General features: G+C 68.7%; 10 protein-coding genes. 8 read left to right on the top strand and 2 right to left on the bottom strand.

The window, feature by feature from the left end; genetic code table 11:
- From ACIGO6_RS41470 to ACIGO6_RS41435, 8 genes are all read left to right on the top strand, one after another.
- A partial coding sequence (locus ACIGO6_RS41470) for a methylmalonyl-CoA mutase family protein (RefSeq protein ID WP_399885963.1) occupies positions 1 to 180 on the top strand: 180 nt, incomplete at its 5' end.
- Positions 181 to 200: 20 nt separating this feature from the next.
- Positions 201 to 629 carry a cobalamin B12-binding domain-containing protein gene (locus tag ACIGO6_RS41465; protein WP_399885960.1) on the top strand — a complete coding sequence of 143 codons (429 nt, stop codon included), beginning with the start codon at positions 201 to 203 and terminating at the stop codon, positions 627 to 629.
- Between the two features lie 114 nt (positions 630 to 743).
- The gene (gene tap, locus ACIGO6_RS41460) at positions 744 to 2,876 is read left to right on the top strand and encodes a telomere-associated protein Tap (protein WP_399885957.1); all 2,133 of its coding nucleotides are present in this window, start codon (positions 744 to 746) and stop codon (positions 2,874 to 2,876) included.
- 6 nt (positions 2,877 to 2,882) lie between these two features.
- A complete protein-coding gene (tpg, locus tag ACIGO6_RS41455) occupies positions 2,883 to 3,440 on the top strand; it encodes a telomere-protecting terminal protein Tpg (RefSeq protein ID WP_399885954.1) in 558 nt (185 codons plus the stop codon).
- Positions 3,441 to 3,512: 72 nt separating this feature from the next.
- Positions 3,513 to 4,781 (top strand): ParA family protein, encoded by a 1,269-nt coding sequence (locus ACIGO6_RS41450; protein ID WP_399885952.1) that lies wholly within the window; start codon positions 3,513 to 3,515, stop codon positions 4,779 to 4,781.
- On the top strand, positions 4,778 to 5,821 hold the full coding sequence (locus ACIGO6_RS41445; RefSeq protein ID WP_399885950.1) for a ParB/RepB/Spo0J family partition protein: 1,044 nt from the start codon (positions 4,778 to 4,780) through the stop codon (positions 5,819 to 5,821). The genes ACIGO6_RS41450 and ACIGO6_RS41445 overlap by 4 nt, the downstream gene beginning before the upstream one ends.
- Before the next feature lie 117 nt (positions 5,822 to 5,938).
- Positions 5,939 to 6,220 carry a hypothetical protein gene (locus tag ACIGO6_RS41440; protein WP_399885966.1) on the top strand — a complete coding sequence of 94 codons (282 nt, stop codon included), beginning with the start codon at positions 5,939 to 5,941 and terminating at the stop codon, positions 6,218 to 6,220.
- Positions 6,221 to 6,489: 269 nt separating this feature from the next.
- Positions 6,490 to 7,119 (top strand): DUF4291 domain-containing protein, encoded by a 630-nt coding sequence (locus ACIGO6_RS41435; protein ID WP_399885948.1) that lies wholly within the window; start codon positions 6,490 to 6,492, stop codon positions 7,117 to 7,119.
- A gap of 218 nt (positions 7,120 to 7,337) precedes the next feature.
- On the opposite strand, the gene ACIGO6_RS41430 is transcribed toward ACIGO6_RS41435, so the two are convergent.
- Positions 7,338 to 7,811: a helix-turn-helix domain-containing protein gene (locus ACIGO6_RS41430; protein ID WP_399885946.1), complete on the bottom strand. Its 474-nt coding sequence runs from the start codon at positions 7,809 to 7,811 to the stop codon at positions 7,338 to 7,340.
- Positions 7,808 to 8,530 carry a hypothetical protein gene (locus ACIGO6_RS41425; protein ID WP_399885944.1) on the bottom strand — a complete coding sequence of 241 codons (723 nt, stop codon included), beginning with the start codon at positions 8,528 to 8,530 and terminating at the stop codon, positions 7,808 to 7,810. The genes ACIGO6_RS41430 and ACIGO6_RS41425 overlap by 4 nt, the downstream gene beginning before the upstream one ends.
- Positions 8,531 to 9,621 lie beyond the last annotated feature (1,091 nt).

The raw sequence follows: 9,621 nt of genomic DNA, 5'->3' as shown, positions 1-9,621 counted from the left end.
GCGGAGCGCGACCAGCCTGCGGTGGACACGGCGCTGGCGGCCCTGAAGAAGGCCGCCGAGGGCGAGGACAACGTCCTCTACCCGATGAAGGACGCCCTCAAGGCCCGCGCCACCGTCGGCGAAGTGTGCAACACACTCCGCGAGGTGTGGGGCACGTACACACCCACAGACGCCTACTGAGCCGAGGAACCCCGACACCCATGCCTTCCACCACCAGTACCGGCACCAGCACCCCGCTCCGCGTCGTCGTCGCCAAACCCGGCCTGGACGGCCACGACCGTGGTGCCAAGGTGATCGCCCGGGCCCTCCGCGACGCGGGCATCGAGGTTGTCTACACCGGCCTCCACCAGACACCGCGCCAGATCGTGGACACCGCCCTCCAGGAGGACGCCGACGGCATCGGTCTGTCCGTGCTCTCCGGGGCCCACATGACCCTCTTCACCGAGGTCCTCCGCCTCCTGCGCGAGCAGGACGCCACCGACATCACCGTGTTCGGCGGTGGGATCATCCCGGACGCGGACATCCCGCCCCTGCTCGGCCTCGGCGTGGCGGCCCTGTTCACCCCCGGCACCACCACCCGGGAGATCACCGACTGGGTCCACGCGAACGTGGCCCGCACGGACACCTGACCGGCACCGTCCCGGCCCCTGCCTGCCCGAGAAACCGCACCCCGTACGCGCAATGTACGGTGAATGTACGCCGTAGGTGCGTGACTGGGTAGCATGTCGGCCAGGAGGTGTCCCATGTCCGGTCTGTTCGACGCGGTCGACGCACTGGTCGCGTCCCGTGCTCCGCTGCCGTCGCCGCAGGAGCGCAAGCGGCTGCGGAAGGCCCACGGCCTGACGGCCGAGGAAGTGGCCGCCGCGCTGAAGGTGCGCCGCGCGACGCTGTCCGGCTGGGAGACGGGCAAGACGGAACCACGACCGCCGGAGCGGGACGCATACGCCCGCCTCCTGAAGCAGCTCGCCGAGCTCTACCCCGCCCCCGAGACCGAGACCGAGACCGGGACCGGGACCCAGGAGCCGGAGGCACCCGCGGAGCCCGCCGCACCCCCGGCAACGGCCCCCAAGACCCCACCCCCTTCACCGGCACCCCCCTCGCCCACCCCCCGCCCGGCCACCGTCACCCCCACCCCCGGCAAACCCACCCCCCGCTTCGAGAACGGCCCCCTCGCCGTGATCGACGCAGAGGACGGCCAGACGCTCGCCCACTGCACCGGCGGCCTGATCCTGGACGTCCCCGCCAAAACCCTCCCCGCACTGATCGGCTGGACCCTGGCCGAAGCCCGCCTCGGCCAGACCCGCCTGCACCGCAACGGCCGCGACGCCGACCCCCTCCTCGTCCTCACCCCCGCCGCACTGGAGCGCTACGGCCTGCCCACCACCCTCTCCGACGAAGAACGCCGCGCCGGACGCCTCGCAGACGGCCACAAGGCGGTCAGGCAGCTCACCAGGGCCGACTGGCAGCTGACCCGACGCGGATTCGGGCCGTGGGCGCGGATCTACCGCCCGGCCGAGGGAGCGAAACGCAACTGCGTCCAGCTGTGCATCCCCTCCTGGAACGCCCTGGACGCCCGAGAGTGGGACAACAAGGCCGACCCGCACCTGCCGAGGATGCACCCGGCCGACCTCGCCCGCTACCTGGGCGCGTACGCCCAGCGGGTGATGACGCCCCGCGGCACCGCGGCCGTCACCGGCCTGGAGCTGATGACCGCGCTGCGCCCACCGACCCGCGCGGAGAAGGACCCGGCCACCGGAGAGTTCACCCGCGCCTTCAACGACGACGCGCTCACCGCCGTGTACGACGTGGTGGAACCCGAAGTGCCGGACGAACACCCCGTCCTCAAGGGAAAGTTCGCCCGCCACCACCTGCGCACCCCGGCCGAGATGCTGATGGAGGAGCCCTACGACTGGTGCCGGCCCCTCACCGACGAGGAGTGCATGCGGCGGTACCTGGTCGCGATCGACGTCAACATGTCGTTCGCCGCGGCCGCCAACGGCCTGACCGTCGGCCTGAACGGCCCGACCCACCTCACCGGCAACCCGGCCTTCGACCCGTCGCTGCCCGGCTCCTGGCTGGTCGACCTCAGCCACGTCGACCTCTCCCGCGTGGAGGTCAACGGCCGCACGGTCGACGGCGACCGGCTCCCCTCCCCGTTCACCCCGAGGGGCGACCGCCCCACCGGACCGGCCTGGTACGCCACCCCCACCGTCGCCTACGCGGTGGAACTCGGCTTCGAGGTCGCGCCGGTCGAGGCGTACGTGCGCACGCGCACCGGCCGCTATCTGGACGCCTGGTACAAGCGCCTGCGCGACGCGTACGTGACGACGATGGCCGACCTCGGCGTCACCACCGGCATGGGCGGGGCCGAGTTCCTGGCGGCGATGGCCCGCTCCAGGCAGGTGGACCCGACGATGGCGCTGCTGGTCGGTGCCATCAAGGCGACGGCGAAGGGCGGCATCGGCAAGCTCCGCCAGCGCAACCGCGGCCAGGTGCCGTACTACGAACCGTGGCCCGCCCTCGAACGGGAGACGTGGCGCCCCGACATCCGGGCGGCCGTCCTGGCCAACCAGCGCATCGGCCTGCACCGCAAGCTGATGAAGACCGCGGCCGCGGCCGACCTCTACCCGGTGGCGATCGGCACCGACGCCGTCGTCTACCCCTCACCCGGCCCGTCCCCGCTGGACGTCCTGCCGCACACGCCCGACGGCAAGCCCCTGCCGGGCACCTTCCGGCTCGGCGTCTCCCCGGGCATGGTCAAGCACCAGGGCACCCGGACGGTCCTGTGGGCCGAGGAACAGTACGAGGAGCACGGCGGCGTGTTCAACATCGCCAACCTCATCAAGACCGACCCGGCCGCCGGGGAAGGGGAGTAGCCGACGATGGTGGATCCGGTCGGAGACGGCCTGGACCGCTCGCTGGAAGGGGCATTCACCCGCCCCATCCCCAAGAGCGCCCAGGCTCAGATGAAGTACCTGGTCAAGCAACTCAAGACCACCAGAGCCGCCGCCCAACTCCTCGGCGTCTCCCAGCGCACGGTGGAGCGCTACGTCAAGGGCCAGCTCAAGCGCCCCCGCCCCGAGCTGCGCACACGCATGGAACGCGAGGTCAGAAGGCGCTGGCAGCCCCAAGTACGGGCGAGAGCCAAGCAGAAGGCGTCCACGACCGACGGCCTGGTCCTCTCCACCCGGGCCCGCTTCGGCTTCACCGCCGCCCCCGGCACCACCGACGACGCCCGCGTCCGCGACATCACCCAGGCCCTCACCCCCCAGTGGGCGGACCGCCTCTTCACCGCCCGCGACGCCGGCGCCACCGAACAACAACTCCAGCGCATCGCGGCCGAAGGCCTCGCGGAGATGTACTTCCGCAACAACAACACCCGCGCCCACGGCCTGGGAGTGGAGTTCACCGGCATCGAACGCATCGACATCGACTTGTGACTGCCGCAGAATAAGCAACTTCCTAACGCGGTGATGCCACAAAGGATCAAGGACGTTAGTAAGGTGACTCCCATGAGTTCGCCAGCCACCTCCAACGACCGCGAGAAGGTCGTCTCCAAGCTGCCGGGATGGCTCCGGCAGAACCTCAAGATCAGGGCCGCCCAGCACGGCATCGAGATCCAGGCCGCCGTCGAACAGGGCATCAGGGACTGGTGCGGCCTGGCCTCCGCCACGGCGTCCGTCGACACCGCGGGCGCCGACTCCTTCTCCACCTTCCTGCCACCGGGCCAGTGGGAGGAATTCCGCCAAGTCGTCGCGGACCGCCGCGTCTCACTGATCCAGGGCCTCGCCCAGTCCGTCCAGCTGTGGCTCGACTCCAACCCGGCCCCCGACGTCGCACGCCCCGAGATCACCCGGCGCATCATCGTCTGCAACCAGAAGGGCGGCGTCGGCAAGACGGCCATCACCGCCGGCCTCGGCGAGGCCTTCGCGGAGGACCCCAACACCCTGTACGCGGTACAGATCGCCAAGGCCCTCAACAAGGCCCTCCGCGCCGGCGACACCGACACCCCGCCGGGCGACCAGCAGACCAGGGACCCGCTCGACGTCGAGAACCTCCCCGGCCCCGGACTCCGCGTCCTCCTGGTCGACTTCGACCCCCAGTGCCACCTCACCAACCAACTCGGCGCCGCCCCCCTGCCCATGAACGGTGACAGCCTCACCAACCACATGGCGGGAGACCCCAAGGGCGAGCTCCGCGACCTCGTCGTCCCCATCGACGAAGACACCTTCGGCGGCCGACTGCACCTCCTGCCCGCCTGCAACGACGCCTTCCTCCTCGACGTACGCCTGTCCGCCGTACGCGCCCGGGAAGCCGCCCTGGAACGCGCCCTCGCCCCCCTCGAGGCCGACTACGACGTCATCCTCGTCGACTGCCCGCCCAGCCTCGGCCTCAGCATGGACGCCGCCTCCTACTACGGCCGCCGCAGGGACGGCGAGCGGCCCGGCCAGTCCGGCGCCCTCATCGTCGTCCAGGCCGAGGACAGTTCCGCCGACGCCTACGACCTCCTCACCACACAGATCGACGACCTGCGCGACGACCTCCAGATCGACGTCGACTACCTCGGCATCGTCGTCAACCTCTACGACTCCCGCCGCGGCTACATCGCCACCTCCTCACTGCAGGGCTGGGTCGACATAAAGGATCCCCGTGTCGTCGGACTCATCGGAGACCTCAAGGAACAGAAGGAAGCCGTCCGTATGAAGCAGCCCCTGCTGTCGTACGCCCCCAAGTCCCAGCAGGCGATCGGCATGCGCGCACTGGCCAGGGAGATCGCATGAGCAAGGCCGACCAGCTGGGCGCCGGCCGGTTCGGCGGGGCGGCGCGCCCGGTCAGCGCCCGCCGCCAGGCCGTCGCCGCCGCCACCGGAGTCCCCACCGACGGCGTGGCCCCGCCCACGGTGCTCGCTCCGGACCGCATCAGCCCCAACCCCGACAACCCCCGCTCCAGCCTCGGTGACCTCACCGACCTGGCGGGAAGCCTGAAGACCCACGGCCAGAAGCAGGCCATCACGGTCATGAACCGCGACGCCTACCTCAAGGCCAACCCGGAGCGCGAAGCCGACCTCGAACGCGACGCCACCCACGTCGTCATCGACGGCAGCAGCCGCCTCGCCGCAGCCCGCGAGGCGGGCCTCGCCACCGTCAAGGTCATGGTCAGCGACGACCAGGGAAGCAACTCCGAGGAACTCCTCGAGTCCGCTCTCGTCGCCAACATCCACCGCCAGGACCTCGCGGAACTCGACGAGGCCCGGGCCCTCCAACGCCTCCTCGCCATCCACGGCAGCCAGACCGCCCTGGCCAAGCGCCTCCACCGCTCACAAGGATGGGTGTCCCAACGCCTCGCCCTGCTCAACCTCACCCCCGAACTGCAGGCCCGCATCAGCGAGGAGCCCATCGACCTGCTGCGAGCGGTGGGCAACAAGCCGGCCGCGGACCAGGAAGCGGCCCTCCAGGCCCTGAAGGCCGAACGAGCCCGAAAGGAAGCGGAAAAGGCCCAACGCAACAACAGCCCGGCAAAGCCCGACAACGACCGGGACAGGAACGGGGACACCCCCGAGACCTATTACGACGTAATAGAAGCCGCCGTACCGGAGCCACGCACGGACACCGCCCCGGTCGCGGAGCAGGGACAGGCACGGAGGGTCCCGTACGACGAGCCCGGCGCCCTGGCGATGCTCCTGGACAAGAAGATCGAGAGCGACGAGGTCTTCTTCGTCCTCCTCCAGTTCCTCCACACGAAGGCCCTCAAGCGCGACCCGGCTCGCCTTCGCGACCTGGCCCATTCCCTCACCGACCAGCCCGCTGCCCAGGCGGACTAGCGCGTGACACAACCGCCTTCAACGTCCCCGCGTCCAACATTGCGACGAGTGGCTGCCGATCACCGGGAGAGCGAGCACGTGCCGAAGAAGAACGAGACAACGGACGCGCGGGGGGAAATGGACCGCGAAAAGTGGATGGCGCGTTTCCAGGTACGGCTGGCCATGCAGCCGGGCGTGGACCGGGCAGTCGTACTCCAGGCGGTCAAGGAGGTCACGGCGCACTGCGCGGACACGGAAGAGCACCCCCAGACTGCCTTCGGCGACCCGGACACCTACGCCGTGGAGACCGCCGCGCGACTGGTACCGGCAGACCGGGCGGCACGCGAGAGGCGGAACAGCACCGTGGCGCAGAGGATCGGCTCCGCACTCAGGAGGGCCGGAGACGCCGCCGATCTCTGAAGCGATCCGGGCAATGCCGGCGAGTCCGCCCTCGCGGAACTCCGTGCCGATGTCCGTGTGAGGGCGTCCGGCAGGGTTGGCGTCCGCGGACAACCCGGGTCGTCCGTCTCCCGCCCCCAGCCGGAGCTGCGCCTTCATTGTCCGGCCAGCAGGTCGTGCGGACGCGCGACACCCCTTCTGCCGTCTTCCACCCACCACAGGGAGGGTTCGTTGCCTCCACACCGCCTGCGCCTGCTCGCTGCGCCGGGCGCATTGCTCACGGTAATTCGATGGCGCGCGCGAAGACGTGTGATCACCCTGATCCAGTGACAGAACCCAAGCACCGGATCCGAGCCCTGCACACGGACCGCACGATCACCGTCTACCAGGCATACTCGCCGACGATCGGTCTGCCGGCGGCCCGAGACGGCCGTTTCCCGGCGGAGTGGCAGCGAGACCGGATGACGTGGATCAAGCCGTCGTTCCTGTGGATGATGTACCGCTGCGGGTGGGGCAGCAAGGAAGGCCAGGAGCGTGTCCTCGCCGTCGAGATCACCCGGGAGGGTTTCGAGTGGGCACTGCGACACGCCTGCCTGTCCCACTATGAGCATGGCCTCCACACCGACCGCGCCACGTGGAAGCGCCAGTTGAAGCGAGCTCCCGCCCGGGTGCAGTGGGACCCCGAACGCGACCTGTGCCTTCAGCCGCTTCCGCACCGATCTCTACAACTCGGCCTCACCGGTGAAGCCGCACATCTCTATGCCGACGAGTGGATCGTCTCCATCACCGATGTCACACCGCTGGCCCGCATGATCCACGCCCATGTACGGGACGGAGAGGTGGACGTCGCCCGGCAGCTCCTGCCGTGTGAACGTCCCTACACCGTGAGCGGCGAGGCTCTGGCCCACCTGCACCGATAGGTTCCGTCCCTGCCGGTGCACGGCGCCCATGGCCGAAGACCGGGACTTCTTCGCCCCCGCCCTGCCGACGCTTACCGAGGCCGAGGGCGCCCGTCGCTGTTCGGTGAACCTTTGTCCACGCAGGCGGGGATCTTCGGTGTTGCCCTCGACGCCGGAAGGGATCGGTGCTGGGCCCGTGGGGTGCAGTGCCGATGTCCGTGCGAGGGCGTCCGGCCGGGTTAGCCGACGGCGTGCAGCGAACGGCGCCTCTTTGCGGCCGCGGCTTTCTTGGCAGTGGCGGCGGCGGCTCGCTTCGTGCGCTGTTCGGCAAGCTGGTCCTGATAGGCGGCGACGGCCTTGTAGTAGTCCGCCACGTAGGTCTTGCTGTCCAGGCGGTCCGCCTTGGGCATTGCCTGGACGGCGTCCAGGGCGTCCTCGGGGGAGTTGTAGCCGGCCAGCATCGGGTTGATCTGGTACACGCCGTTGCGGACCTTCTTGACCAGCTTGGCCAGCTCCAGACTCCGCAGTGCGGCGTTTACGCTGGGGCGGCTGAGTCCGAGCAGTTCACCGAGGGTGGCCTGGTCCATCGCGATGCGACCTCCGGGCTCGCTGCGCGCCCGGAGCTTCAGCAGCGCACGGTACGCGGCGGGCGGCAGGTCCAGGTCGGCGAGAAGGCCGTCGGCGTTGGTGGCCGACCACTTCAACGTACTCACTGGGCTGATTCCTCCTCCTGGCGCTGCGCACGGGCCAGTCGGCGTGCAGCGCGTTCCTCGGCCCGCTTCTTCCGCAGTTCCTCGATCGCCTCGCGCATGTGATCCAGCGACGGGAACCGGACCAGATCCGGCAGGCTCTCATCCCTGCGGATCTTCGCGATCGTCTTGTCCTGGTCGACCTGTACGTACTCGGCTTCAACCAGCTCCGTGCCCGGGATGAACTCCGCTACACGGTACGAGTAGGGCGGGTTGAACTGGTAGACGCCTCGGCGCACCTTGAAAACGATGCCATGGCTCATGACCTCTTGCAGCGCCTCGTTGATCTTCCCACGGTGCACCTCCAGGACCGTCGCCATCTCCTCCTGCGTCAGCCGGATCCGCCCACCGGCCTTCTGACACGCAATCATCAGCAGGATCAACCGCAGCGGCAAGGCCTCACGGAAGTACTGCGCGATGAGGAAGAAGAACTCGAGTGAGTCCATGGAGAACGCCTTGGGGCGCTCTGGGGTGTCATAGAACTCCATCGGCTTGCGCTCACTGCTGAGCGAGAGCTTCCGGCGGGGGTAGCGACGAGCCACCGAGTCGAGGTCCTCAACCGGCTGAACCGGCTTGGACCATGCCTGGATCTCATCATCGAGGGGCAACTCCGGACGGCTCGGCGCGCGCTTCGATGCGGGACGGCGGCGCTGTGGCTCGGATGACACGAGGCTGCTCTCCACTTCGCTGATCTTGGGCAGTAGAAGTATGTCAGCCGCGCCGACATATTTGTCGGTCTCGCTGACATTCCGACGTGTTGTGTCACCCCACGGGGGACAGATCTCCTCCTCTCCACGCACCGGCAGCCGCCTGACGGAACGCCCGGGGAATGTCGGTCTCGCTGACGTTTTGGGCTCCAAAGTGTCGGTCTGGCTGACGTTTCGTCCGCGATGTGTCACCTCAGCCGGTACATACCGCTGCCGATATGTACCGGCTGAGGTGACACATCGACGCAAGCTCATGCCTCCTACCTGCGATTTCTTGGTGTTCGTAAGTATTAGGTGGCTGAGGTCCGCTCGAACCTGCCTGCAGTCACGGTGCCTTGGGGTCGTGCAATCGAGGCTTCGGCACTCACCACCGACGGCTGGCCGTCCCAGCATCTGAGGCTCGCACGTTGACAAACGCCAGGCCGCCAAGCGTCACCCGGTCTGTGACTCCGACTCACCTGCGCAGGTCCCCAGCCGTCTGTGGGTCGCTGTGCGGCGCTGAGGAAGCCCTGGAGGTGCTGTATCTACCAGAGCCCTGGCGCAGGAAGCTGGCGGTAGTGGCTGATGTTCGATGTGCTCGGGTCTGCTTTTGGCAGCGGTGCGAAGGTCTTATACCGGGAGTTCCTGAGTTCATCCGTGTATTTTTTTGAAGCACATGAGGTGAGTCTCTGACGGTTGATCCGCTTCCAATTCTCCGGCCTTCCTGATGAGTGGTCAGCTTCCGTCTGCTTGCTGTTAGCCCGGACCGCGCGAAGCACCGCGTGCCTAGTGGCTGGAGCGCAGCGGAGGCCACCAGTCGGCCGAAGGCCGGCTGCACTCTGTGATGCGGGGTGTACTGCTTCCGGAGCGCAGCGCAGGAAGCAGTAACGAGATTGCGTAGCGGGCTTGTTGAGCGCGGAGCGAAGCGAGGCGCTTTCCACTTCTGCCGCTTTCTGCTTCTGCGGAGCGGGAAGTATCCAGGGCTTGCAGGTCCCCCCTTGCCCTTACGCGAAGCGGGAGGGCAACCCCCGCGCGCAGCGCGGGGGTTCGCTGCTTCGGGCGCAGCCCGAAGCCAGGCGGGAGCGAAG

It is taken from the genome of Streptomyces sp. NPDC053750, assembly GCF_044544295.1.
GTDB lineage: Bacteria > Actinomycetota > Actinomycetes > Streptomycetales > Streptomycetaceae > Streptomyces.
This window is presented reverse-complemented; position numbering and strand designations above follow the sequence as displayed.

Bases quoted from the DNA above. Each gene is read 5' to 3' on its own strand.
- ACIGO6_RS41465 (WP_399885960.1), top strand. From the start codon at position 201: ATGCCTTCCACCACCAGTACCGGCACCAGCACCCCGCTCCGCGTCGTC.
- tap (WP_399885957.1), top strand. From the start codon at position 744: ATGTCCGGTCTGTTCGACGCGGTCGACGCACTGGTCGCGTCCCGTGCT.
- tpg (WP_399885954.1), top strand. From the start codon at position 2,883: ATGGTGGATCCGGTCGGAGACGGCCTGGACCGCTCGCTGGAAGGGGCA.
- ACIGO6_RS41450 (WP_399885952.1), top strand. From the start codon at position 3,513: ATGAGTTCGCCAGCCACCTCCAACGACCGCGAGAAGGTCGTCTCCAAG.
- ACIGO6_RS41445 (WP_399885950.1), top strand. From the start codon at position 4,778: ATGAGCAAGGCCGACCAGCTGGGCGCCGGCCGGTTCGGCGGGGCGGCG.
- ACIGO6_RS41440 (WP_399885966.1), top strand. From the start codon at position 5,939: ATGGACCGCGAAAAGTGGATGGCGCGTTTCCAGGTACGGCTGGCCATG.
- ACIGO6_RS41435 (WP_399885948.1), top strand. From the start codon at position 6,490: ATGGCGCGCGCGAAGACGTGTGATCACCCTGATCCAGTGACAGAACCC.